Here is a 23,791-nt window from a genome sequence, read left to right as displayed (position 1 = left end):
CGACAGAAAACGACAATAATAGCTAGCTATAAATAAAAGGAGGCTGTTCAAAAGCGAGCCTCCTCTCTGTTTAATATAAAGATTTTGTCATATTATTCCGAATAATTTCAAGAGATTTCGCTACAGTTAATGCATTTTTTTCTTCGATTTCTGGTTTTCTAGGGATAGGTTGATACATGTTGTCTGGATCTTCCCATGTAAGGGGAAGGTCGGTTTCTGCTTGTCCTTTCCAAGCGTCAATCCATTCTGGAGGGAGATAACCTGAGATGTTTTGGATGTTGTTCATTTCGAGCCAAATGAGTGCCCAAGCTCTTGGTACGACGCGCCAGTGATCATAGCCACCACCGCCGACAGCAATCCAGCGACCGTCGCAATATTCATTAGCGATTTCACGAGCGAGCTTCGGTATTTCACGGTAAATGTTCATCGTTGCGCAAAGGTGTGTAAGTGGATCGTAATAATGTGCATCAGCACCATTTTGCGTTAAAATAATATCCGGTTTAAAGTATGCTGCCACTTCTTTTACAACTGTTCGATATGAATCTAAAAACGATGCGTCTTCTGTAAAAGCGTCGAGTGGAACGTTAAAAGAATAATTATATCCATTTCCTTGTCCACGTTCATTTACTGCGCCAGTTCCAGGAAATAAATAACGCCCAGTTTCGTGTAATGAAATGGTGCATACGTTAGGATCGTCGTAAAAAGACCATTGTACCCCGTCACCGTGATGAGCATCTGTATCAATATATAAAACGCGTAAACCGTATTTCTTCTGAATATATTTCATTGCGATAGAGCTATCGTTATAAATACAAAAGCCAGATGCTTTACCACGGAAGCCATGATGTAAGCCGCCGCCTAAATTGAGGGCGTGCTTTACTTTTCCGGAAAGAACAGCATCGACAGCTGTTAATGTTCCGCCAACGAGTAATGCACTTGCTTCATGCATATTTGGAAACATTGGTGTATCTTCTGTTCCAAGTCCATATGTCATCGCAATTGATTTTTCTAACTTTCCTTCTCCAGCAAGTTTTACCGCATTTATGTACTCCTCTGTATGAATGAATGCAATTTCCTCATCTGTAGCCATTCTTGGCGAGATGACTTGAGAAGGGGAGATAAAACCACTCTTTTGTAATAAGTCATACGTAAGTGTGACGCGTAGTTGGTTAAAAGGATGATCAGGGCTAAAAGAATAGCCCCGAAAGTCATCCGAATAAATGAAGGCGCTGCTCATGCTTGCATCCCCATTATGTTTGGCCATAATACGCGGTAGCCCTCTGCTTCGAGTGCATCGATCACTTTTAGAGGATTCATCGTTTGAATGCGGAAAACGAGCACTTTATCATTCTCATCTTTTGCTGGATAGACGAGAACGCTCACAATATTTATTTGTAAATCACTAAAAATAGCAACGACTTTTCCAAGAATACCAGGCTCATTTTTCACTTGAATTTCAATTTGTGAACTCGGTTGATGAGCTCCTGTTAATTTTACTAACGTGTGCAGCACTGTAGATTCAGAAATGATACCTACGAGTTTTCCAGCTTTCGTAACAGGAAGACAGCCTATTTTATTTTCAAAAAATAAAGTCGCAATTTCCTCAACGAAATCGAGAGGGTGACAAGTCATAACAGGGTGTTTCATTATGAGTTCAAGCGGTTGCTGTAGCATATCGAGTGAAACTTGTTCATCTAAAATAGACGGACTTGCATCTCTTACATCCCGATCAGAAATAATGCCTACGACATGATTATTTTGATCGACAATTGGAATGTGCCGAATGCCTTTCGTACGTATCGTTCGGATTGCTGTTTCAATTGTATCGTTTGGATGCAGTGTCACTACATCTTGACTCATAATTTCTTCTACAATCATTCCAGTTGCCCCCTTTATTAATACATAAAACGATTGTGAAAACGTAGACGATCGAATGCTTGAATGGAATCCGTATCAACACGTTTACCGATGCGGACCATTAAACAGTTGGCAGGATGTGAACAAATTTCAGGATCATCTGTAGCCATCCATTGTAAACCACCAGCATTCATCATTTTTTCCATTACTTTTCGGTATTCCCAAACATTTAAGCCTGTTTGTTTTAAATCCCAGTGCCAATAATATTCAGTCGTTAATATAATGTAATCTTCCATATGATCGTCCATCATTGAAACTTCTAATAAATTTTTTCCGACAGAGCAACCACGAAAGGCTGGGACAACTTCAATCGCCCCGAGTTCAATTAAGTTTTCAATCTTTCCTTCTGACCATCGCTCGAGCGGATCAGGATATAAGTATGTAACATATCCAACGATCGTTTGGTCATGTCTAGCAATAATGAGACGAGCTTCTGGTAATTTAGAAATTTCGACAATTGCTTTATATTGCTGCTCGGCAGGACGAAACGCAATTAAGTCTGGATGAAATTCATACATTTCAAGATTATGTGTAGAGACAGGACCTTCAATAATTAAAGTGCCTTTCGCTGTTTTTAAGTTTCTGGCATTATATATTTTTTTATGAATCAATTTATTGCTCACCACCTTGAGGGTTTGTGAATCTATTAATATCGTACTTTATAATATATGCGATGTGAATCGAATTTTGTCATTAAAAATTTGTCTAAAAATCAACAAAAATACTGAAAATTTTAAATAATGTCATTATAATAGATAATAGAATACATAGGAGGGGGATGTAAAGTATGAAAGTGGAAACGCTTCCTGTCATTAAAGGAGAAAATAATTTGCCGAATTATGAAGAGGCATACGCGAATTTTAACTGGGAAGAGGTTAATAAAAATTTTACTTGGAATGAAACAGGACGAGTAAATATGGCGTATGAGGCAATTGATAAGCATGCGAAATCAGATCGAAAGAATAAAGTAGCACTTTATTATCAAGATGGATCGCGAAAAGAGAAATATACGTTTAAGGAAATGAAGGATTTTTCTAATAAAGCAGGAAATGTCCTGAAAAACTATGGCGATGTTGAGAAAGGCGATCGCGTTTTTATTTTTATGCCGCGTTCCCCAGAATTATATTTCGCACTTTTAGGTGCAGTGAAATTAGGGGCAATTGTTGGACCATTATTTGAAGCATTTATGGAAGGCGCAGTTCGCGATCGTTTAGAAGATAGCGAAGCGAAGGTGTTAATTACAACTCCTGAATTGTTAGAGCGCATACCATTAAATGATTTACCTGCTTTAAAAACAGTCTTCCTTGTTGGAGACAATGCAGAAGAAGGCGGTAAAACTGTAGCGTTCAATCCTTTATTTGAACAAGCTTCAAAAGAATTACATATCGAATGGTTAGGCCGTGAAGACGGTTTAATTCTACATTACACATCTGGTTCTACTGGTAAGCCAAAAGGCGTCCTCCATGCGCAAAACGCAATGGTTCAGCACTATCAAACAGCGAAATGGGTATTAGATTTAAAAGAAGATGATGTATATTGGTGTACAGCTGACCCAGGCTGGGTAACTGGAACAGCTTACGGTATTTTTGCACCGTGGTTAGTGGGAGCATCAAATGTTATTTTAGGCGGGAGATTTAGTCCAGAGGCATGGTATGAAGCACTGCAAGATTACGGTGTAACAGTTTGGTATAGTGCACCGACAGCGTTCCGTATGTTAATGGGAGCTGGACAAGACGCAATTAAAAAATATGATTTATCACAAGTGCGTCACGTATTAAGTGTTGGTGAGCCATTAAATCCAGAAGTAATTCGCTGGGGTATGAGCGCATTTGGACTTCGTATTCATGATACGTGGTGGATGACAGAAACAGGTGGACAAGTTATTTGTAACTATCCTTGTATGGAAATCCGTCCAGGTTCAATGGGGAAACCAATTCCGGGTGTGAAAGCAGCGATTGTTGATAATGAAGGAAATGAAGTGCCTCCATACACAATGGGGAACTTAGCGATTGGTAAAGGTTGGCCAGCTATGATGCGTGGAATCTGGAATAACCCACAAAAATATGATTCTTACTTCATGCCGGGAGATTGGTACGTATCAGGTGATTCAGCTTATATGGATGAAGACGGATACTTCTGGTTCCAAGGGCGCATTGATGATGTAATTATGACGTCAGGTGAGCGCGTTGGTCCATTTGAAGTAGAAAGTAAATTAATCGAGCACGCTGCTGTTGCAGAAGCCGGTGTAATTGGTATTCCTGATCCAGTACGCGGGGAAATCATTAAAGCATTTATCGCGCTTCGCGTGGGATACGAACCGTCTGATGAATTAAAAGAAGAGATTCGTCAATTTGTGAAAAAAGGTCTAGCAGCTCATGCAGCGCCAAGACAAATTGAATTTAGAGATAAATTACCGAAAACGAGAAGTGGTAAAATTATGCGCCGCGTATTAAAAGCGTGGGAATTAAATTTACCAACAGGCGATTTATCGACGATGGAAGATTAAGAGAGAAAGGTCTGAACGATGATACGTTCAGACCTTTCTTTTTGTGTTATGATAAACTTATATATACGTGTTGGAAGGGGAGAAGGAAATGAAAACAGAAAAAGAAAAGATGATACAAGGGGAAATGTACATACCGGCTGATCCCGTTTTAGTAAAGGACAGGGAGCAAGCTCGTATATTAACGAGAAAATTAAATGAAACACCAGAAGTAAAACTAGAAGAACGTAGTGCAATCGTAAAAGAATTATTCGGAACGACTGGAGATAACATTCATCTTGAATCTTCTTTTAGATGTGATTACGGTTATAACATTCACGTTGGTGAAAACTTTTACGCAAACTTTGACTGTACGATTTTAGACGTATGCCCAGTTACAATCGGAGTGAACTGTATGTTAGCTCCAGGTGTTCACATTTATACAGCAACGCATCCGCTTGATCCGGTAGAGCGCATAAGCGGATCAGAGTACGGAAAACCAGTTACAATTGGCGATAACGTATGGATTGGCGGAAGAGCTATCATTAATCCGGGCGTAACAATTGGAGACAATGCAGTTATCGCATCTGGCGCTGTTGTAACGAAAGATGTGCCAGATAATGTAGTAGTTGGCGGGAATCCTGCGAGAATCATAAAAAAAATAAAATAATATTTGAACGAAGCGCCTTCCTCGTCTGTATACATTTATGAAAGAATAGATGAGGGAGGCTTTTTTATGTCTAATAAATTGATGCTGACTTTTGCTTTAATTGGAATTATAGTTGTGTTTTCTTGTGGTATGTTATTACCTATACCAATTGGATTTAAAATTTCAATGATTACAGTTGGGATTATAATGATTGTTATCTTTTCAATCATTATTCCGTTTGATAAGAAGTATATTGTACGAAAAAATGGAAATAAAATTGATTTTACAAAAACAAAAATATATTTTCGTTGGAATGTATTTGATACAATTTCGGTCTGTCTTGCAGTGTATGCATGTATATGTGTGCTGGCGTTAAATATTTTAGTTTCAACCGGCCATACGATTCAAAACCCATATGTTCAATTTTTTACGAATCAGTCACAAGCATGGGTCATTGTCGCAAGTGCATATTTAATTTCCCGTATTTCATTAACGTTAAAAGGAATAAAGGAGATCAAAAAAAATGGCGCAGATTGGGATTGAGGAGGAGCTCATGCTTGCGTACCAAAATGGAGATAAGCAAGCGGGAGAAAAACTATATGTTTTAATCAAACCAGCGCTATATACATTTTTGTATCGATTTAATCGTGATGAACAACTGAGTATAGATCTCGTTCAAGATACGTTTTTGACTTTAGAGCGTAAGAAACATATGTATGAAACCCGAAAAGGAAAAATTAAAACGTATTTATTTCAAATCGGTTATCGTCTTATGATTAATAAATTAAATAGAAGAAAAAAGTGGCGTTCGCTCTTACCGTTTTTAGTACCAGTGCAAGAGGTAGAGTTTTCCCACGAAGACCGGCTTACGGTAAGAGAAGCAATTTTGAAAGTTCCTGAAGAACAGCGAGCGGTCCTGATTCTCTCTTATTATCATGATATGCAGCAAAAAGAAATTGCAGAGGTACTGGATATTCCTGTTGGAACAGTGAAGTCGAGACTTCATAACGGGATAAAGAAATTGAAACAATTGCTGGAGGTGGATGAAATTGAACGAAAATCCCTTTAAGAATGAATATAAATTAAAGCAGCATTTAGATAGCGATCATGTAGAAATACCGGATTTTCCAAAAACGGTAAGCCGCTTCGAGCGATTTCTTGGATTTCTTGCTTCTCCAGCGAAAGATCCTGTGGAAGCGACGATTGGGAATGATTTATCGGTTGTGTTTCATGTGTCGTTATTAGTTGGTGTTCCAGTTATTTCTCTTATTACGATATTCCTTGCGACTTTATAAAGGATTGGTAGGGAAAGAACTCATACCTCTATTTGACACGCCTATATAAATGATGGTATAAAGAAAAGTATATGAATAATTGAGCGTGGAAAGGGAGAAGTAGTGATCATTTCCCTGTTTTAGAGAGCTGATGGTCGGTGGAAATCAGCACATAGATGATCGCGAATTACGCCCCTAGAGCATCTTTTTTCGATTGAAGTGTATTCAAAAGGGAAAAGACGGTGCTAAGCCGTTATGTAAATAAGGTGGTAGGCTTTTTTTGCCTGCAACTAGGGTGGTAACGCGATAATCAAAATCGTCCCTTATTTAAGGGGCGATTTTTTTATGTTTTCAACCTTCACGCCAGTAATGAACTTAAAGGAGAGTATGTAGGATATGGGTATTTTACAAGATCTTGAATTTCGCGGTTTAATTAATCAGCAAACAGATGCTGAGGGACTTGAGCAATTATTAGAAAAAGAAAGCGTTAAATTATACTGTGGTTTCGACCCGACAGCGGATAGCTTACACATCGGTCATATGTTACCAGTATTAATGTTACGTCGTTTCCAATTAGCTGGTCACCAACCAATTGCACTTGTTGGCGGTGGTACTGGCATGATCGGTGACCCAAGTGGTAAAAAAGCAGAGCGTACATTAAATACGAAAGATACAGTTGCTTACTACACAGAAAGCATTAAAAACCAACTTTCAAACTTCTTAGAGTTTGAAAACGTGGACAACCCAGCAACAATGGCTAACAACTATGATTGGCTTGGTAACTTAGATGTAATTTCATTCTTACGCGATATCGGTAAAAACTTCGGTTTAAACTATATGTTAGCAAAAGATACAGTAGCATCTCGTTTAGATACTGGTATTTCATTCACTGAGTTTAGTTATATGATTTTACAATCATACGACTTCTTAAACTTATACCAAAACCATAATTGCCGTCTACAAATCGGTGGTAGTGACCAATGGGGTAACATTACAGCTGGTCTTGAATTAATCCGTAAATCAGAAGAAGATGCGAAAGCGTTCGGTTTAACAATTCCACTAGTTACAAAATCTGACGGTACGAAGTTTGGTAAAACAGAAGGCGGCGCAATTTGGTTAGACCCAGAGAAAACAACTCCTTACGAGTTCTACCAATTCTGGATTAACACAGATGACCGCGACGTTGTTAAATACTTAAAATACTTCACATTCTTATCTCATGAAGAAATTCTTGAGCTTGAAAAGCAAGTAACTGAAGCACCAGAAAAACGTGCAGCACAAAAATCATTAGGATCTGAAATGACAAAACTTGTTCATGGCGAAGAAGCGTTAGAGCAAGCAATTAAAATTTCAGCTGCATTATTCAGTGGCTCTGTAGCAGAACTTACTGCAAGCGAAATCGAGCAAGGATTCAAAGATGTACCATCTGTAGAACGTACTGCAGAAGATACAGTATTAATCGACTTACTTGTAGAAAGCAAAATTTCACCATCTAAACGTCAAGCACGTGAAGATGTAACGAACGGTGCAATCTACGTGAACGGTGAGCGTACACAAGCGTTAGACTACGTTGTAACAGAAAACGACCGCATCGAAGGTAAATTCACAATCATTCGCCGCGGTAAGAAGAAATATTTCTTAATTCGTTACTAATCAGAAACGAATTTAAAACAAATAGTACCCCGAATGTTAGGCTGAAAAGTCTATCGTTCGGGGTTTTTATGTATGCATTTAAATTGCCTCATGATTTCTTTTAAATAGAATATGAAGAATTAATACGAGCATGTAAAGTAAGCTAATTAGCATAACGACAAATGCCCCGGGATAAAATTTTGCCGCATATATAAAGAAATCGATTTGATAAATATCGTCATAATGTGAAACGTACCCTTTAAAATAATTCGTAAACTTAGCGCTATATTTCCATTCATCAGGATAATCTATTAAATTACTCCCTTGATACCAACTCATAAGTGCTGAAGTAATAAACAGCATAAATGCACTGCCTAACTGAACCATTTGGTTTATTGTCAAAATGAAACAACCTCCTATTTAATGGTTATTATAGCGTGCATTCGTATTCCTGTAACCTTTTTGTTGTAATCTCCTTTTCGAGTTCATACGGAAATCACATGTAAGCGGTATGATAAATGTATAACAAATAGAAAGGAGTGGTAAAACAAAATGTCACTAGAAGCGCTCATTATTTTTTCTTTGCTAAACGCTGGTCAGCTTGCAGAGCATTCGAAGGTTGATGTACATAAAGAGCAGAAAGATGCTTATGTATATGTTCAAAAAGAGGAAAATAAATAATTTTATTTTATATATAAACGAAAAAAGCCAATCCAGAGGATTGGCTTTTTGTCATTAACGAGAGTAGAACTCGATAGTATCAAAAAGCCTTATTATATCAGTGTTCGTAGCATGTTTATTATTAACTAGCCCCAAAATTAGCCCCACTTTCCGCTAAACTCTGGCTAAATAACTCTACTGACATGGACTCCATTTCCTTCAATACATGTCCATAAATTTCATAAATCATTTGTGGAGTATTCCCTAAACGTTCGGCAATTACTTTCACATTTAAACCTTGATTTAGTAGTATGGTACAGTGTGTATGACGTAATCCATGTATCGTAATTGAAGGAAGGCTTGTTTTATTTAATACTCTTCTGAATGCATAAAGAACACTGCTATCTGTTATAGGTTTCCCGGTTTGGTACGATGTAAATACAAACGATTCATCTTGTAGCTTGTATCCAAAAGATAGCATTACTTCTATGCACCACTTACGATATGTTTTTAGTTGGCTTATAAGTACATCATCTATTAGAATTGTTCGATAGCTATTTTTGGTCTTGGGTGATCGTATTCCCTTATTATCTCTGGTACGTTCAATAGTAATTGTTTTATTCTCGGGTTATTTTCAAGCAATCATACTTTACATTTAAGGTAACAAATTAGCAGAAATAGTTGGCGGAAATTTGAACCTTTAGATGACGAAATTCCAATTGAAGAGCCACAAGTACTAAAACAAGCCATTCAAGTTCTCTTAAAGAATAATATAATTACTGTTGAAGAATTGGAAATGGAGCTAGGGTTAACAATGGAGATGATACAAGAATATTGCTTGGGGCGTAATTGTTATGAAGCGAAGGAAATAAAATTTCAAAATAATGTTGTATCATTGTTTTAAAGTATTTTATCATTAATAAAAAAATTCCCTCTGTATAGTTAAGTAGGGAATTTTTTATAAGCTTTGGATGCTTGAATATTATAAACTTTAGGTGTATTTTGTTTTTGTGTTTTTAAATCATTCTTATATAGTTTTTTATATAAGAACGAACACTTCTAATGAATGCCTATTTAGCTTGTTTCTTCTAAATTAAAAAAGAATTCTACTATATCCCTCCCGAATTTAGATATCTCGAAACTGTCTTTCGAATTTAGCTTTTTTAATTTTAAATTGGATGTTCTTTTTCCTTTAGCTTGCTTTTCTAAATAATCATGAATGTCTTTTATGGATTGAAAAAGATTTTTCAAATCATCAAGAATCTTTTTCTCTGTCTTTGTAGTGAGAATACCTAATCTGAAGAGATTATTTCTGATAGAGTCATATTGATCGTAACTTAATCCATGTTGTTTCATCACATCTTCAAAAGTTAGACGTTCTTGATCGTAGGAGTAATTATATAACCTTAATACTGCAATATCGACTATTCTTAGTTCTTTTAAAACATCATAATAAGTCAACACAAAATCCTCAGTTACATCTTCGTGTTCTGTTAATTTAACAAAGCCATTTACCATGTACTTTATTTTATCTTCTTGTTGCTCATCGATAACATAATCCATTACATATCCGTATAATTTGTCAATTTGTTGTTTTTGTTCGCTTGTTTTATTTTCTAAATTAGCTTGAAGCTCAGTAATTTTAGAGGCTAAATCCTCTGAAAAAGTTTGCATATTTCTTTCAAGTTTCGCTCGTTTAATACTTCCATAAACTCCGGATAGACCTGGTACTAATGAGGCTGCTCCATCTATTGCTAACTCTGCAACAAGCCCGGTAACAGATTCTTTTGCGAAATCAGCTACAGCATCACTTCCGACTTCAAGAACTGTGGTTATTGTTGTTTCTTTTGTTATTTCTTTTAGATCTTGCTTCTTGTTCCTATTCATTTATGTCCCTCCATATTCCTAGATGATAAAATTTATATTTCTACAAAAACAAACAATGTCTTCTTTTATTGAAAGGCGTTGTTATGTAGTATTTAGCCCATATCAGAATCACAAATATTTTTTCTATAGTTACTAATAACCACTAATGGATATCTGTTTCCTGTTTCTTGTTCTATTAAACTTTGTAACTCTTCAAGATTCTTTTCTAGATTATTTTTAATAATGTTTAAAACTTGTGATCGCTCGGCAATCCCTATAAGTGAATTTGCTTTCCGCTCATAAGTCATTTTATAGTTTTCTTTATTTTTGTCTTTATTTATTATACTACCAATACTTGAGGTTATATCTTTACTAACATTTTTAATGATGTCATCAACTTCTTCTTTCGTATATGTGGACTGTTTGCTAATGCCTTCACTATATATTTCTGCTGTTTCCTCACCAAGTCTATTGAGCATTTTAGGATCTAGTTTAGCATCAACAGTTTTTATATTAGTTGATATTTCATTTAACACATGAGCTACCTCATTGTTCACCCGCTGATTATCACTTTCTTGTTTAAGCGCAATGAAAATAGCAACTAAAGCTAAAGCTATGGATACTGCGCTAGATATAATAGAAAAATTCGCTTCAATGTTTGGGAAATTGAAAAAATCAGCTATTAATAATATGATTACCATTACCAAAATACTTACAGTCCAAAACCAATCCCTGTTTCTCCATCTTTTATTCTCCATAAATATCGCCTCCAGAAAACATTATCCGACAATATGGAAGATTTATTTATAAAATATAAAAGAAATATGCCGTTTTAATTTTTAAAGGTATTAACATACCTCTAAGCGAACTTATCTATGTTTAAAATAAAAAAAGAAGAACGTTAATCCTCATGACAAGGCGTTCTTCTTTCATTTCTATTATTCTTCTGTATTTTCAACTTCTTCAGACGGCCTGTAATTAAACTGTAAGCCATATCCAGCAGCATGTAACTGATCTCGTAAGAGAGCATAAAACTCTTTTCCATATGCGGTAAGTTCATGTAAAGCATACACTTGTATAACAAATTTATTTTTCCCTACTGTTTCTGGTGTTGTTTCATAAACTTCGCCGCTTTCGATAAAGGCTAAATAATTATTAATTTTATCTTGTAAGAGTAATGCATGTTCATGCTCTTCTTTCCAATTTAATGCATCAAAAATAGTTAAGTATACAATATCTTTATTGTTATTATCTAAGGAAATTAAATCAACCTGATCTATATCATGTAACGCCATATAAATCCTCCTATTCTTTTTTTCGTATCACGTTAACTTTAGTGGGTGGGATTTCTTCGAGATATTCAAAAGGTGGCTTATTTTTACTTCTAATAACAGCGCCACTTTCTTCAATTTCAGGAAATGCTTTTTTCTGATTTTTGGTAAGTGGTGCTGTTGGCGATGATTTTAACTCAATTAATTCTATTTGACCATGTATGTCTTTCCCACCTATGTCTACACGGGTTCGAACACCTGATTTTGTCATTATAGTGACTTGATTATTTAACTCGAATTGTGCTTTCTCATTTTTTATAACTGTTTCCATTTCTTTTTCAAATGCTTTTCCGACTTTTATATTTGTATCTAAAGTTTTTCTTTGTTTTTCTAGTTTTGTTGCTGCATCTATTGTATTTGCAACCTTTTTACCTGATTTTAATATTTTAACACCTTTACCAATCGGTGTGATACCAGCTACTAACATTAGTCCTGCTGCACCACGTTCCCATGCTGAAAGTGTTTCGCCAGTGTCAGGATCTACACCCTCTATCAAACGCCTTGCATCATATTCTCCGGTCAATTCTCCGGCTATATCACGAGCTAATTTCCCGCCATCAATTCCTTTTTCTCCAGAAGATTTCCCACAAAATGCACCCTCTTCTAGTGTAACTTCTTGACTATCAGCTTTACGGAATTTTTCAGCAGCCTTTTCGAGTTCTTCAGCAATTTTATCAAATTCCATTAAGACGGTGAACATTTTCGGTTTAGCTTCGTTAAAATTTTGGTAGAAGCGTTGACTAGTTGCTCCACTCCACATTGAAGCTATATACTCAGTTTGAGTGTATAAATCTTGATGTAATTGATATAAGTAGTTTCGTGAATTTCTCACAGTTTTTGCCACCTGTTCTAACTCTTCAGGTGTCACCTTTATTTCCGCCATGTCATCCCTTCTTTTTCTAATATTTTACAAGAAAATTATACGATATTGATAATTTTCTGTTAGAGGGATTTTGGGTAAAATCTAGTATGGCTCTTTATTATGTATTGGATGTAGAAGGAGCCCGTGATATTAGATAATTCACCAAATAAAAAAAGTGAACGATTATGAAAAATATTCGTTCACTTTTATTTTACTCTTTATAAATGTAATTCATAATTTCCATCAGTACTATCTGGCTTTCTAAATATTTCCTCGTATAAACTAACCTTTTTTGAAAAACCATTTTTTAATGCAAAATGGTAACCTTCTTCAGTTATAACTTCTTGTAATACTAAGCGCTTGAATCCCTTTTCCTTTGCGAATTCCTTAAACCATTCAAGAACAATACTGCCTTTACCTTGATTACTTGGGGTAATACTTATAGAAGTAATCGCCAAGTGTGGATCGGGAACAAATTCGCTTCTAAGATTAATTGTGACCATAGATTCTTTAGAAGAAATAATTAAAGCGTATTTAGAAAAATTTTCAATGAATTCTATTTCGTCTAATAGCATTTTTAATTTTTGAAAGTCTTGTGCGTGAAGAGGAATCTTAGTAAATTTTTCTTTCAAAATAAGTAACTCCTTCTATCATCTGTTTTTTACACTTATCCATTACTATACACACGCCAGCCTTTTTTATTGTGGCCCCAAACTGGCCCCAATTCCATTCTTTTTTATGCCTTATCTTGCATTATTAAATAAAATAAAAAAAGCCCAGGCCCCTTGATAAACAAGGTTCCTAAGGCTTTTAATAATACTCTTTTCAGAGTACCGAGATTAACGAGAGTAGAACTCTACGATTAATGCTTCGTTGATTTCAGCTGCTAACTCAGAACGCTCAGCGTGACGAGTGTAAGTAGCTTCTAACTTATCAGCATCGAAAGTTAAGTATTCTGGTACGAAGTTGTTAACTTCGATCGCTTCTTTAACAACAACAAGGCTGTTAGATTTTTCGCGAACGCTGATAGTTTGGTTAGGTTTAACGCGGTAAGATGGGATATCTACGCGAGCGCCATCAACCGTGATGTGACCGTGGTTTACTAATTGGCGAGCTGCACGACGAGTGCGAGCTAAGCCCATGCGGTAAACTAGGTTGTCAAGACGAGCTTCAAGAAGGATCATGAAGTTTTCGCCGTGCTTACCAGGCATTTTACCTGCTTGGTCAAATGTGCGACGGAATTGACGCTCAGTCATGCCGTACATGTGACGAAGTTTTTGTTTCTCTTGTAATTGTAAACCGTATTCTGAAAGTTTCTTACGTTGGTTAGGACCGTGAGGACCTGGTGCGTAAGGGCGTTTTTCTAATTCTTTTCCTGTGCCGCTTAGAGAGATTCCAAGACGACGAGACAGTTTCCATGCTGGACCTGTATAACGAGCCATAGTTGACTCCTCCTTTAAAAATGTTTTTATTTTCGTAAAATAAAAACAGACGTAATCGATATTTACGGGTATTTTGTTTTCATGTACCTTCGCTCCAGCAGCAGGGAGTTACGAGATACACCTCCGCAGAGGAACAAAATACAAACGATAAACTCACATTACAAGGCTGCCTTTTTATTTTACACAAACGCTATTATATCTTTTACTTACAGTTTCGTCAAGAGACTCCCTTTTTGTTTTATGCAGATAAATTTTGGAAATGAACAAGAAGGAATTTAACGTATTATCAAAAAGAAGTCTCTTTCTCAAGCGCCTGAAGGATGATAGTCCAACGGCAGGTGGGAGATGAATTCTGGATTGTAATAATCAGAAAAATTTGTTTTTTTATTCATTTAACTTCTGATATAATCAGTCTTATAAGAGGTAAAGTTTGGTATAACAATGAAATTAGATAATAATAATGCAGTGTTCATGTTGTGTTATCACCGCCACAGATAAAGTAGAACCGTTTATGGGAAATCAAGGCGAAAAGTGAGATGAACTAATATGACAAAGCGTAATAAGGCGTACAAATTTCGTCTGTATCCAACAGAAGAACAAGCAAATCTGATACGTAAAACTTTTGGGTGTGTACGCTTTTTGTATAACAAAATGCTGACTGAATGGAAAGAAGTATATGAAAAGTACAAAGAGAACAAGGAAGAACTAAAGAAACAAAAATTGTCTACTCCTGCGAAATACAAAGTAGAGTATGAATGGTTGAAAGAAGTCGATTCATTAGCGTTAGCAAATGCTTAACTAAACTTGCAAACCGCGTATAAGAATTTTTTTAGTGGTCAAAATGATTTTCCTACATTCAAAAGTAAAAAAAGTAGAAAATCCTACACAACGAATATGGTAAACGGAAATATTATGTTATTTCATGGTTATATCAAATTACCGAAACTGAAAATGGTGCGACTGAAGCAACATAGAGAGATACCACAAAAACATATCATCAAATCATGCACGATTTCGATGACACCAACTGGTAAATATTACGTGTCTGTCTTGACTGAATATGAAAAGGAAATCGTTCAAAAAGAAGTAGAAAGTGTGATTGGATTAGACTTCGCAATGGCTGAATTGTACGTGAGTAGCGAAGATGAGAAAGCCAATTATCCTCGTTTTTATCGTCAGATGTTAGGTCAATTAGCAAGCGCACAACGAGTATTAGCAAGACGTGTGAAAGGTTCAGCACGCTTTAATAAACAACGTATCCGTGTAGCAAAGTTGCATGAAAAGGTCGCAAATCAACGTAAAAATTTCCTTCATCACAAGTCTAGAGAATTGGCCACTCATTTTGACGTTGTAGCAATAGAAGACTTAAATATAAAAGGAATGTCACGAGCACTTCGCTTGGGTAAAAGTGTTGCGGACAACGGTTGGAGGATGTTCACGACATTTTTAGCATATAAGCTACAAGAACAAGGAAAACAGCTTGTAAAAATAGATAAATGGTTTCCTTCTACAAAGATGTGTAGTCGTTGTGGAAACAGAAAAGAAATATCATTATCTGAACGCACGTATGAGTGTTCGTGTGGACTAAAAATAAGTCGTGACTATAACGCAGCTATCAATATCAAAAAGGAAGCCATACGGTTATTAGCGTGGATATAAATAGTAAGAAACAACCTTTGGAACAAGGGGGATAGCTCAGCTGTCCTAAGACAAATTCGTTAGCTATCAAAAGTAACGAGTAACCGAGAAGCCCTCACTTCAAGTAAGCTCGCAAGAGATGCTAAGTGGTGGGTAGTTCACAACAATATAAAAGAAAAGATAGAAACACAAATAAAACGCTTACATAAAATGTAGTAAAAACGTTCATCAGTTTTTTACTGGTGGATATGTGGAAATAAAGACATAAGGGGGATGTTTTTATGAAAAAGAAGCATATGGAGACAGCGTTAATTCATCACGGTTATACATCAGAGGAACATAAAGGAAGTTTAACACCACCTTTATTTCAAACTTCTACATTTACGTTTGAGACAGCACAGCAAGGAGAAGCGAGTTTTGCGGGAGAAGATCCATCTTATATTTATTCAAGGCTTGGGAATCCAACTGTGAGATTATTTGAAGAACGTATGGCTGTTTTAGAAGGTGGAGAGGAAGCGCTGGCGTTCGGTTCAGGTATGGCAGCCATTTCAGCAACGTTAATCGGTTTTCTAAAGGCTGGAGATCATATTATTTGTTCAAATGGATTATATGGATGTACGTACGGTTTTTTAGAAGTATTAGAAGAGAAATTTATGATTACTCATTCGTTTTGTGATATGGAGACAGGGACTGATATTGAAAATAAAATTCGTCCAAATACAAAGCTCATTTTCGTTGAAACACCGATTAATCCAACGATGAAATTAATTGATTTAGAAAAGGTAATCGGGGTAGCGAAGCGCAATGATTTGCTTGTTATTGTTGATAATACGTTTTGTTCGCCTTATTTACAAAGACCTCTTGAACTTGGTTGTGACGCCGTCGTTCACAGTGCGACAAAATATATTGGTGGTCACGGGGATGTTGTAGCGGGTGTAACAATTTGTAGAACGAAAACGTTAGCTGACAAAATCCGTCCGATGCGAAAAGATATCGGCGGTATTATGGCGCCGTTTGACGCGTGGTTATTGTTACGCGGATTAAAAACATTAGCAGTAAGAATGGATCGTCATTGTGATAATGCGGAAAAAATTGTATCGTTTTTGAAAAATCATGAAGCAGTAGAAGGTGTTTGGTATCCGGAGGGAGAATTAGCATCTCGGCAAATGAAACGAGGTGGGGGCGTTATTTCTTTTTCAATTAAAGGCGTGAAAGAGGAAACACAGTCGTTTATCAATGACCTCCATTTTATTACAATTGCCGTAAGTTTAGGTGATACAGAAACGTTAATTCAGCATCCAGCGACGATGACACATGCAGCTATTCCGGCTGAACTAAGAAAAGAAATGGGTATTTTTGATAATTTAATACGCCTATCTGTCGGCTTAGAATCATGGGAAGATATCGTTTCTGATTTAGAACAGGCACTAAAGAAGATATCTACTGTTAGTAATCAATAAAGTGAAACTTTAATCAGTGGGGGTTTTGTCCATCCCCCGCTGATTAAAAGCCCTCACCAATCGGGATTTTACGGGCAGTTATCTCCCACCTAACTTCCTTGTATTCACCGAATTTACTGCCCGTTAATGCGGGATAAAAAAGAGTGAGCTATCGGTTTCGTACGTTACGTACGTAATCGATAGCTCACTCTTTTCTTTATTAAATATGTTTTAGGAGTGTTTCCACAAACTTTTCTAAATAGTGCTGATCTACTTCATCGAAACGATTTTTTTCAGGACTATCAATATCAAGCACACCCATGATATTTCCTTCTTTCATAATCGGTACAACGATTTCAGAATTAGAGGCACTATCGCAAGCGATATGTCCTGGGAATTGGTGAACATCTGCTACAAGTTGCGTTGTTTTTGTTTCAGCTGCAACGCCGCAAACACCACGTCCGAACGGAATACGCACGCAAGCTGGCATCCCTTGGAATGGTCCAAGAACAAGCTGATTTCCTTCTGTTACATAAAAGCCAACCCAATTAACGCGATCTAAAAATTGATTTAATAGTGCGGACGCATTTGATAAGTTTGCGATTACGTTCGGTTCGCCAGTTAATAATGCATCCAGTTGTTTAATTACTGTCTCATATTGCTCTTCACGAGATCCTGCATAACTTTCTTTTGTAAACATGGAAACAACTCCCTTTTTAGCGAGATATGTAAAACGATAGCAAAATACGATGTATTTCACATGACTTTGTCGATAGAAAATTAAAGGAATTTGTCTTAAAAGTCAAGAAATTTAAACTATAGCTGTTCAGTGAGAGGAAGTGAGCGCATGAAACAGACGAAACAAAAAGTAATTGATGCGGCAATATCGTTGTTTAATACGAAAGGCTATGACGGGACATCAGTGCGAGACATTGCAAAGCGAGCGGATGTGAATGTAGCGAATATTTCATATTATTTTGCTGGAAAGCAAGGGTTATTAGAACAGCTTATTACTGATTTTTTAGAAGGATATATTCACGTAATTGAAACGTCATTTGAACAGAGAGAATATTTATCGGCTAAAGATGTGATGGTGCAAATGGTGCGCGGGATTTTACGATATCAATTTGATAATAGAGAACTGACACGTTTTTTTTATAGAGAGCTTTCGCTTGATACGACATTAATTCGTGAAGTGATGACCGTTTATTTTTCTAGAGAAAGATATTATATAGAGCAAATCATTAAACAAGGACAAATGAAGCAAGAATTTAAAAAAATATCTTTTACAATGTTTATGACGCAATTAAAAGGCATGATAAATATGCCGTTTTTATATCCACAATATATATCAGAGGTGCTACACTCATTTCCGTCTGAGACGTTTTTCTTAGAAATGTATACGAAGGAAATTGAGCAATGGATGGAACGAACATTATATAAAGCGAGTATGTATTATGAACTACCAAGAGCTGTTCATATGTGAAAAATCCCCACCTAACGAACTGAGGTGGGGATTTTTATATGTTGTTTTCTTTGCCATAAATTGTTGCATACTAGCGCAATAATTGTTAATGAACAGCTAATTGTATACCCAGAAATATGTGATGTAAGGAAAATGATTATGAATGTGTTTCAATGTATGGGCGCGAAACCAATAATTGCGATGGTAGGAGCTGGACTTGGTATAACATTGCTTCCGGAAACCGCTTTACAGTAAGCCGTAATGCAAGGTAACGTACGTGCGATTTCTGTAGAACCACCACTAATGCGAAAGATTTATTTCGTCTCTCATATGAAAGAGAGCTCGTTATCCTGCATTAACTGCCCGTAAAAGTCTTACCTTTATTGCATTCATTTGAGGACGGATAATGGAATAAGTGTAATATTAAGAAATATTACAATCACATGTAAAGAAACATGAAATTTTAAAAAAAACTAGGTCAAAAACACGTCATTACATGGTATGATTAGAACATTGTTAGTTGTTAAATATAGGGGAATTCCCTTTTTATACATAATGCCTTCCATTTCATAAACGGAACGGACAAAAAAAGAGATATAACTAGGAGGCTTTTTTGCATGGATTCTATCCTGACGATCGTTATCATTGTAGTAAGCTCTATTCTAGTGCTGCTCATGATAGAGCTTGTGATAAGAAATCGTTCATATAAAGATATTGAAGCACTGGAGCAGTGGAAACAAGAGATAAAAGATAAACCTGTGGCAGATGAACTAAAGCGGGTAAAAGATTTAAATATGACAGGTCAAACAGAAGAGCTGTTTGGTAAATGGCGTGAAGAGTGGGATGAAATTGTATCAACAACTCTTCCGAAAGCTGAAAAAGATTTAGGGCAAGCGCGAAAATTCGCCTCGCAATTCTCCTTCCGCAAAGCAAAGCATGCGATGAAAGAATCCATAGGTGGTTTAGATGACGCTGATAATCGTATTACAGACATTTTAAATGAATTACAGCAACTGTTAGAAAGCCATGAGAAAAATAGCGCGGAAATTGAAGGGTTACGTGATACATATCGTAGTATGAAAAAGAGCGTTCTTGCTCATCGACACATGTATGGAGCAGCTGAGCAAAAAATTGAAGAGATGTTAGATGTTGAATCCGAGAAGTTCAAAACTTTTGAAGAGGCAACAGATAATGGTGATTATTTAAAAGCGAGAGAAATTGTTATTAGTTTAGAAGAAGGTTTAGCAAGTTTAGAAATCGTTATTCATCAAATTCCGGATTTATTGGTAGAGTGTCAAGCGACATTACCAGTTCAGCTGGAAGATTTATTACAAGGTCATGATGATATGATAAGACAAGGCTATGTATTAGAGTATTTGGAAATCCCTAAAGAAGTCCGCGATATGACGACACAACTACACACATGTTTAATGGATATACAGGAACTTCATGTAACAGAAGCAGCAGAAAAAGTAGAGAACTTAAAAACTCGTTTAGACAGTTTTTATGATCAACTTGAACAAGAAGTGCATGCGAAACATTATGTGGAGCAAAAAACACTGTCTGTTTATGAAGATTTAGAAGAAATTCGTACAGAAACAATTGAAACGAAAATAGAAACACAACTTGTGAAACAAAGTTATCAATTACAAGACAAAGATATTGAGTCACAAAAAGTAATTGAAAAGCAAATGCATATTTTAATGAAACGTTTTGAAGTGTTACAAATACGCGTTGCTGAACAAGATATTGCATTCTCTATTATTCGTGAGGAACTAGAAGAGGTTTATGAGCAATGTGAAACTTTAAAAGTACTTCATGCAGAATATAAAGAAATGCTGCAAACGATGCGCAAAGAAGAATTTGAAGCACGTGAGAAGTTACAAGAAATGCGAAATACAATTTTTGAGACGAAACGTTTTATGCAAAAGTCGAATTTACCAGGTCTTCCAGAGAGTATTATGGAAGATTTACAAAAAGGGCAAATGGCGATGCAGGCTGTATATGAGCAATTAGAAGTAAAGCCGTTAAATATGAATACTGTAAATAGCAGTTTAGAAGAAGCATACACAGTTGTGAATGGTGTATCTGAAATGACAGAAGAATTAATTGGACAAGCTTATTTAGTTGAAAAACTAATTCAATACGGTAACCGATACCGCAGTCATGATGAGAATCTTGCAGAAAGCTTAAATTATGCGGAGAAATTATTCCGTGAATATCAATACGATGCAGCTTTAGAACAAGCGGCTTCTATATTAGAGCAACTTGAACCTGGTGTTGTTCAAAAAATAGCTGAATATGTAGACAATGAGCAAACCCTTTAATAAAGGGTTTGTTTTTTTGTGTAATTTTGAAGTCGATGTTGCTATAATGAATAGCGGAATACAGTAAGGTTGTTCGTTTCAAAATAAAGTGAAACTTTAATTAGTGGGAGGGGGGCCATCCCCCCACTGATTATTAGTTGAACCAATCGGGCATTTACGGGCAGTGGATTTCCCACCTAACTTCTTTGCTCCAGCTGAATTTTGAGGTGGGAGTCTTACTGCCCGTTAATGCGGGATAAAGTGAAACCATAAGTGATGGGGTTTCATCCACCACTGATTATTAATCTTCACCACTCAGTATGCCTGCAAATGGCCGGGGGAAATGTACACTTTTATATAAAAACGGAACCTTTGAGTAGTCTTAGCGTAATTACACGTATTTGTGATATGATTATATGATGTGATAGCGCTGAAAGGGGAAGAACGATGATCTATTTTGATAATAGTGCGACGACGAAGCCATATCCAGAAGCGCTTCAATCGTACGTAACGGTTGCAGGGAAATATTTTGGTAATCCTTCTTCTATCCACTCGCTTGGAGGAGAGGCAGAGCGTCTATTAACACAATCGAGAACGATTGCGGCACAGCTCCTTCACGTTAAACCTTCTGAAATTATTTTCACATCAGGTGGAACGGAAGGGAATAACCTTGCGATTAAAGGGATAGCGATGAGGAATCGTTCGCGCGGCAAACATATCATTACAACAAATATTGAACACGCGTCTGTGTTTGAAGCATATAAACAATTAGAAGATCTCGGTTTTGATGTAACGTATTTACCGGTTAACGAGCACGGTGTTGTATCGGTAGAAAATCTAAAACGAGCACTTCGTGAAGATACGATTCTTGTGTCAATTATTCACGTGAACAACGAGACTGGAGCGATTCAGCCCGTTGCTGAAATTGGAACATTATTAACGAACTATCCGAAAATAAGATTCCACGTGGACCATGTACAAGGGATAGGAAAAGTACCACTTGATTTATACGCTTCTCATATTGACCTTTGTTCAATATCTGGACATAAATTTCATAGCGTAAAGGGGACAGGTCTTCTTTACGTACGTGATGGTGTAAGATTAGATCCAATCTTATCAGGTGGTCAACAAGAGCTCAAGTATCGTTCAGGTACAGAAAATTTACCTGGTATTGTAGCGATGGTGAAAGCACTTCGTATGACGATGGAACAAGTGAAAGAAAAGATAGTTCATTTGCAAAATTTACAAACAGAGCTGGTCCGTTTCTTTAAAGAGATGGAAACTGTAACGATTAATACATCACTTGAATATGCGGCACCGCACATTTTAAATGTATCATTTGTCGGTTTAAAACCAGAAGTAGTCGTTCATGCTTTAGAAGAGCATGGTGTATATGTATCGACGAAGTCTGCTTGTTCTTCAAAAGCAAATGAAGTGAGCAGAGTACTAGTGGCAATGGGAGTACCGCACGCCGCAGCTACAAGTGCAATTCGCATTAGTCTAGCACCAGACAACACGATGGAAGAAGTAAAACAATTTGAAGGTATTGTTAAAGAGACGATGCCAAAATTATATGAAGTGATGAGGTAAAGAAATATGATGACATATGAATATATTTTAGTTCGTTATGGAGAAATGACGACAAAAGGAAAGAACCGTTCTAAGTTTGTAAGTACGTTAAAAGATAATGTGAAATTCAAATTAAAAAAATTCCCAAACATTAAAATTGATGCAACACATGATCGTATGTACATTCAGTTAAATGGTGAAGACCATGAAGCAATTTCTGAAAGATTGAAAGATGTATTTGGTATTCATAAGTTTAACTTAGCAATGAAAGTACCATCAGAATTAGAAGATATTAAAAAAGGTGCATTAGCAGCTTTCTTACAAGTAAAAGGTGATGTGAAAACATTTAAAATTACAGTGCACCGCTCTGATAAGCGCTTCCCAATGAAGACGATGGAGTTACTTCCAGAAATCGGTGGGCACATTTTAGAAAATACAGAGGATATCACAGTAGATGTTCATAATCCAGATGTGAATGTACGTATAGAAATTCGCAGTGGTTACAGCTATATTATGTGTGGTGAGCACATGGGAGCTGGCGGTTTACCAGTTGGTGTTGGCGGAAAAGTAATGGTACTTCTTTCTGGTGGTATCGATAGCCCGGTAGCAACTTACTTAACGATGAAACGCGGCGTATCTGTGGAAGCAGTTCACTTCCATAGTCCACCTTTCACAAGCGAGCGCGCGAAACAAAAAGTAATCGATTTAGCACAAGAGTTAACGAAATACTGTAAACGTGTAACACTTCACCTTGTTCCATTTACTGAAGTGCAAAAAACGATTAATAAAGAAATTCCATCTAGCTATTCTATGACAGTTATGCGTCGTATGATGATGCGTATTACAGAGCGTATTGCAGAGGAGCGTAATGCACTTGCAATTACGACTGGTGAAAGTCTTGGACAAGTAGCAAGCCAAACGTTAGATAGTATGCATACGATTAACGAAGTAACAAACTATCCTGTTATTCGTCCGCTTATTACGATGGATAAATTAGAAATTATTAAAATTGCAAAAGAAATTGGAACGTATGATATTTCAATTCGTCCATATGAAGACTGCTGTACAGTATTTACACCAGCAAGTCCATCGACGAAACCGAAGCGTGAGAAAGCAAATCGTTTTGAAGCGAAGTACGATTTCGCGCCGTTAATTGAAGAGGCTGTAGCGAACAAAGAAACAATGGTATTACAAACAGTAGAAGTAGTGGCTGAAGAAGAAAAATTCGAAGAACTTTTCTAAACCCATAAATTACCACA

23 protein-coding genes, 4 pseudogenes and 1 other annotated feature are annotated in these 23,791 nt (G+C 36.5%); of the genes and pseudogenes, 14 read left to right on the top strand and 13 right to left on the bottom strand.

What is annotated here, in order from left to right:
- Window positions 1-70: 70 nt before the first annotated feature.
- From acuC to acuA, 3 genes are read right to left on the bottom strand one after another with little or no spacing between them, the layout of a single operon-like run.
- Window positions 71-1,237: an acetoin utilization protein AcuC gene (acuC, locus tag MHH66_RS23250; protein WP_078184639.1), complete on the bottom strand. Its 1,167-nt coding sequence runs from the start codon at window positions 1,235-1,237 to the stop codon at window positions 71-73.
- Complete coding sequence (locus tag MHH66_RS23245) at window positions 1,234-1,878, bottom strand: acetoin utilization AcuB family protein (RefSeq protein WP_078184638.1); 645 nt, start codon at window positions 1,876-1,878, stop codon at window positions 1,234-1,236. The genes acuC and MHH66_RS23245 overlap by 4 nt, the downstream gene beginning before the upstream one ends.
- A gap of 17 nt (window positions 1,879-1,895) precedes the next feature.
- Complete coding sequence (gene acuA / locus MHH66_RS23240) at window positions 1,896-2,528, bottom strand: acetoin utilization protein acetyltransferase AcuA (protein WP_002112293.1); 633 nt, start codon at window positions 2,526-2,528, stop codon at window positions 1,896-1,898.
- Between the two features lie 176 nt (window positions 2,529-2,704).
- Between acuA and acsA the strand changes: the two genes are divergently transcribed.
- The 6 genes from acsA to tyrS all read left to right on the top strand — a co-directional run bounded on the left by acsA (window position 2,705) and on the right by tyrS (window position 7,975).
- Entirely contained in the window at window positions 2,705-4,423 is a 1,719-nt protein-coding gene (gene acsA / locus MHH66_RS23235) for an acetate--CoA ligase (protein WP_002067621.1), read from the top strand.
- Between the two features lie 88 nt (window positions 4,424-4,511).
- Window positions 4,512-5,069 carry a maltose acetyltransferase domain-containing protein gene (locus tag MHH66_RS23230; protein ID WP_002129424.1) on the top strand — a complete coding sequence of 186 codons (558 nt, stop codon included), beginning with the start codon at window positions 4,512-4,514 and terminating at the stop codon, window positions 5,067-5,069.
- Between the two features lie 66 nt (window positions 5,070-5,135).
- Entirely contained in the window at window positions 5,136-5,591 is a 456-nt protein-coding gene (locus MHH66_RS23225; RefSeq protein ID WP_078184637.1) for a hypothetical protein, read from the top strand.
- Entirely contained in the window at window positions 5,572-6,117 is a 546-nt protein-coding gene (locus MHH66_RS23220) for an RNA polymerase sigma factor (RefSeq protein WP_078184636.1), read from the top strand. Before MHH66_RS23225 ends, MHH66_RS23220 begins: the two co-directional genes overlap by 20 nt.
- Window positions 6,098-6,343: a hypothetical protein gene (locus MHH66_RS23215; RefSeq protein WP_002129419.1), complete on the top strand. Its 246-nt coding sequence runs from the start codon at window positions 6,098-6,100 to the stop codon at window positions 6,341-6,343. Before MHH66_RS23220 ends, MHH66_RS23215 begins: the two co-directional genes overlap by 20 nt.
- Before the next feature lie 77 nt (window positions 6,344-6,420).
- Window positions 6,421-6,649 (top strand) — a binding site (T-box leader).
- A gap of 69 nt (window positions 6,650-6,718) precedes the next feature.
- Entirely contained in the window at window positions 6,719-7,975 is a 1,257-nt protein-coding gene (gene tyrS / locus MHH66_RS23210) for a tyrosine--tRNA ligase (RefSeq protein ID WP_002015575.1), read from the top strand.
- 78 nt (window positions 7,976-8,053) lie between these two features.
- On the opposite strand, the gene MHH66_RS23205 is transcribed toward tyrS, so the two are convergent.
- The gene (locus MHH66_RS23205; RefSeq protein ID WP_002190894.1) at window positions 8,054-8,356 is read right to left on the bottom strand and encodes a YjdJ family protein; all 303 of its coding nucleotides are present in this window, start codon (window positions 8,354-8,356) and stop codon (window positions 8,054-8,056) included.
- A 150-nt stretch (window positions 8,357-8,506) separates the two neighbouring features.
- On the opposite strand from MHH66_RS23205, the gene MHH66_RS23200 reads away from it, so the two are divergent.
- Window positions 8,507-8,635: a hypothetical protein gene (locus MHH66_RS23200; protein ID WP_000050938.1), complete on the top strand. Its 129-nt coding sequence runs from the start codon at window positions 8,507-8,509 to the stop codon at window positions 8,633-8,635.
- 121 nt (window positions 8,636-8,756) lie between these two features.
- On the opposite strand, the pseudogene MHH66_RS23195 reads toward MHH66_RS23200, so the two are convergent.
- The 7 genes and pseudogenes from MHH66_RS23195 to rpsD form a co-directional block, all read right to left on the bottom strand.
- Window positions 8,757-9,239: pseudogene (locus tag MHH66_RS23195) on the bottom strand (site-specific integrase); the annotation flags it as partial.
- A gap of 449 nt (window positions 9,240-9,688) precedes the next feature.
- Window positions 9,689-10,501 carry a hypothetical protein gene (locus MHH66_RS23190; protein ID WP_078184635.1) on the bottom strand — a complete coding sequence of 271 codons (813 nt, stop codon included), beginning with the start codon at window positions 10,499-10,501 and terminating at the stop codon, window positions 9,689-9,691.
- A 92-nt stretch (window positions 10,502-10,593) separates the two neighbouring features.
- Window positions 10,594-11,238 carry a hypothetical protein gene (locus tag MHH66_RS23185; RefSeq protein ID WP_078184634.1) on the bottom strand — a complete coding sequence of 215 codons (645 nt, stop codon included), beginning with the start codon at window positions 11,236-11,238 and terminating at the stop codon, window positions 10,594-10,596.
- 180 nt (window positions 11,239-11,418) lie between these two features.
- Entirely contained in the window at window positions 11,419-11,775 is a 357-nt protein-coding gene (locus tag MHH66_RS23180; RefSeq protein WP_078184633.1) for a DUF6572 domain-containing protein, read from the bottom strand.
- A gap of 10 nt (window positions 11,776-11,785) precedes the next feature.
- Window positions 11,786-12,694, bottom strand: coding sequence for a WXG100 family type VII secretion target (locus tag MHH66_RS23175; protein WP_063218493.1), 909 nt, complete (start codon window positions 12,692-12,694; stop codon window positions 11,786-11,788).
- A gap of 197 nt (window positions 12,695-12,891) precedes the next feature.
- Complete coding sequence (locus tag MHH66_RS23170) at window positions 12,892-13,305, bottom strand: GNAT family N-acetyltransferase (protein ID WP_078184632.1); 414 nt, start codon at window positions 13,303-13,305, stop codon at window positions 12,892-12,894.
- A 207-nt stretch (window positions 13,306-13,512) separates the two neighbouring features.
- Entirely contained in the window at window positions 13,513-14,115 is a 603-nt protein-coding gene (rpsD, locus tag MHH66_RS23165) for a 30S ribosomal protein S4 (protein WP_002015568.1), read from the bottom strand.
- A gap of 546 nt (window positions 14,116-14,661) precedes the next feature.
- Here rpsD and MHH66_RS23160 point away from each other — a divergent pair.
- Both MHH66_RS23160 and megL read left to right on the top strand, forming a co-directional pair.
- Window positions 14,662-15,774: pseudogene (locus tag MHH66_RS23160) on the top strand (RNA-guided endonuclease TnpB family protein).
- 260 nt (window positions 15,775-16,034) lie between these two features.
- On the top strand, window positions 16,035-17,213 hold the full coding sequence (megL, locus tag MHH66_RS23155) for a methionine gamma-lyase (protein ID WP_063218491.1): 1,179 nt from the start codon (window positions 16,035-16,037) through the stop codon (window positions 17,211-17,213).
- Between the two features lie 199 nt (window positions 17,214-17,412).
- Here the strand turns inward: megL and MHH66_RS23150 are convergent, their stop codons facing one another.
- The gene (locus tag MHH66_RS23150; protein WP_063218490.1) at window positions 17,413-17,892 is read right to left on the bottom strand and encodes a GAF domain-containing protein; all 480 of its coding nucleotides are present in this window, start codon (window positions 17,890-17,892) and stop codon (window positions 17,413-17,415) included.
- A gap of 147 nt (window positions 17,893-18,039) precedes the next feature.
- Here MHH66_RS23150 and refZ point away from each other — a divergent pair, with 147 nt between their 5' ends.
- Window positions 18,040-18,678 (top strand): forespore capture DNA-binding protein RefZ, encoded by a 639-nt coding sequence (refZ, locus tag MHH66_RS23145; RefSeq protein ID WP_044442170.1) that lies wholly within the window; start codon window positions 18,040-18,042, stop codon window positions 18,676-18,678.
- Window positions 18,679-18,689: 11 nt separating this feature from the next.
- Here the strand turns inward: refZ and MHH66_RS28670 are convergent.
- Window positions 18,690-18,818 (bottom strand): annotated as a pseudogene (locus MHH66_RS28670) (EamA family transporter); the annotation flags it as partial.
- On the opposite strand from MHH66_RS28670, the pseudogene MHH66_RS23140 reads away from it, so the two are divergent.
- The 4 genes and pseudogenes from MHH66_RS23140 to thiI all read left to right on the top strand — a co-directional run.
- Window positions 18,766-19,026: pseudogene (locus tag MHH66_RS23140) on the top strand (LysR substrate-binding domain-containing protein); the annotation flags it as partial. The pseudogenes MHH66_RS28670 and MHH66_RS23140 sit on opposite strands and share 53 nt — an antisense overlap.
- Window positions 19,027-19,274: 248 nt before the next feature.
- Entirely contained in the window at window positions 19,275-20,984 is a 1,710-nt protein-coding gene (gene ezrA, locus MHH66_RS23135) for a septation ring formation regulator EzrA (RefSeq protein ID WP_063218489.1), read from the top strand.
- Window positions 20,985-21,410: 426 nt separating this feature from the next.
- Window positions 21,411-22,553 carry a cysteine desulfurase family protein gene (locus MHH66_RS23130; RefSeq protein ID WP_078184631.1) on the top strand — a complete coding sequence of 381 codons (1,143 nt, stop codon included), beginning with the start codon at window positions 21,411-21,413 and terminating at the stop codon, window positions 22,551-22,553.
- A 6-nt stretch (window positions 22,554-22,559) separates the two neighbouring features.
- A complete protein-coding gene (gene thiI, locus MHH66_RS23125) occupies window positions 22,560-23,774 on the top strand; it encodes a tRNA uracil 4-sulfurtransferase ThiI (RefSeq protein WP_002067574.1) in 1,215 nt (404 codons plus the stop codon).
- Window positions 23,775-23,791: the final 17 nt, after the last annotated feature.

The sequence above is a fragment of the Bacillus sp. FSL H8-0492 genome, from assembly GCF_038006145.1.
In the GTDB taxonomy this organism is placed as follows: domain Bacteria; phylum Bacillota; class Bacilli; order Bacillales; family Bacillaceae_G; genus Bacillus_A; species Bacillus_A mycoides.
This window is presented reverse-complemented; position numbering and strand designations above follow the sequence as displayed.

Excerpts from the sequence above, each read along its gene's own strand:
- refZ (WP_044442170.1), top strand. The coding sequence starts at position 18,040 with ATGAAACAGACGAAACAAAAAGTAATTGATGCGGCAATATCGTTGTTT.
- MHH66_RS23230 (WP_002129424.1), top strand. The coding sequence starts at position 4,512 with ATGAAAACAGAAAAAGAAAAGATGATACAAGGGGAAATGTACATACCG.
- MHH66_RS23150 (WP_063218490.1), bottom strand. The coding sequence starts at position 17,892 with ATGTTTACAAAAGAAAGTTATGCAGGATCTCGTGAAGAGCAATATGAG.
- MHH66_RS23225 (WP_078184637.1), top strand. The coding sequence starts at position 5,136 with ATGTCTAATAAATTGATGCTGACTTTTGCTTTAATTGGAATTATAGTT.
- MHH66_RS23180 (WP_078184633.1), bottom strand. The coding sequence starts at position 11,775 with ATGGCGTTACATGATATAGATCAGGTTGATTTAATTTCCTTAGATAAT.
- ezrA (WP_063218489.1), top strand. The coding sequence starts at position 19,275 with ATGGATTCTATCCTGACGATCGTTATCATTGTAGTAAGCTCTATTCTA.
- rpsD (WP_002015568.1), bottom strand. The coding sequence starts at position 14,115 with ATGGCTCGTTATACAGGTCCAGCATGGAAACTGTCTCGTCGTCTTGGA.
- MHH66_RS23220 (WP_078184636.1), top strand. The coding sequence starts at position 5,572 with ATGGCGCAGATTGGGATTGAGGAGGAGCTCATGCTTGCGTACCAAAAT.
- tyrS (WP_002015575.1), top strand. The coding sequence starts at position 6,719 with ATGGGTATTTTACAAGATCTTGAATTTCGCGGTTTAATTAATCAGCAA.
- MHH66_RS23175 (WP_063218493.1), bottom strand. The coding sequence starts at position 12,694 with ATGGCGGAAATAAAGGTGACACCTGAAGAGTTAGAACAGGTGGCAAAA.
- thiI (WP_002067574.1), top strand. The coding sequence starts at position 22,560 with ATGATGACATATGAATATATTTTAGTTCGTTATGGAGAAATGACGACA.
- MHH66_RS23190 (WP_078184635.1), bottom strand. The coding sequence starts at position 10,501 with ATGAATAGGAACAAGAAGCAAGATCTAAAAGAAATAACAAAAGAAACA.
- acuC (WP_078184639.1), bottom strand. The coding sequence starts at position 1,237 with ATGAGCAGCGCCTTCATTTATTCGGATGACTTTCGGGGCTATTCTTTT.
- MHH66_RS23130 (WP_078184631.1), top strand. The coding sequence starts at position 21,411 with ATGATCTATTTTGATAATAGTGCGACGACGAAGCCATATCCAGAAGCG.
- MHH66_RS23200 (WP_000050938.1), top strand. The coding sequence starts at position 8,507 with ATGTCACTAGAAGCGCTCATTATTTTTTCTTTGCTAAACGCTGGTCAG.
- MHH66_RS23245 (WP_078184638.1), bottom strand. The coding sequence starts at position 1,878 with ATGATTGTAGAAGAAATTATGAGTCAAGATGTAGTGACACTGCATCCA.
- acsA (WP_002067621.1), top strand. The coding sequence starts at position 2,705 with ATGAAAGTGGAAACGCTTCCTGTCATTAAAGGAGAAAATAATTTGCCG.
- megL (WP_063218491.1), top strand. The coding sequence starts at position 16,035 with ATGAAAAAGAAGCATATGGAGACAGCGTTAATTCATCACGGTTATACA.
- MHH66_RS23185 (WP_078184634.1), bottom strand. The coding sequence starts at position 11,238 with ATGGAGAATAAAAGATGGAGAAACAGGGATTGGTTTTGGACTGTAAGT.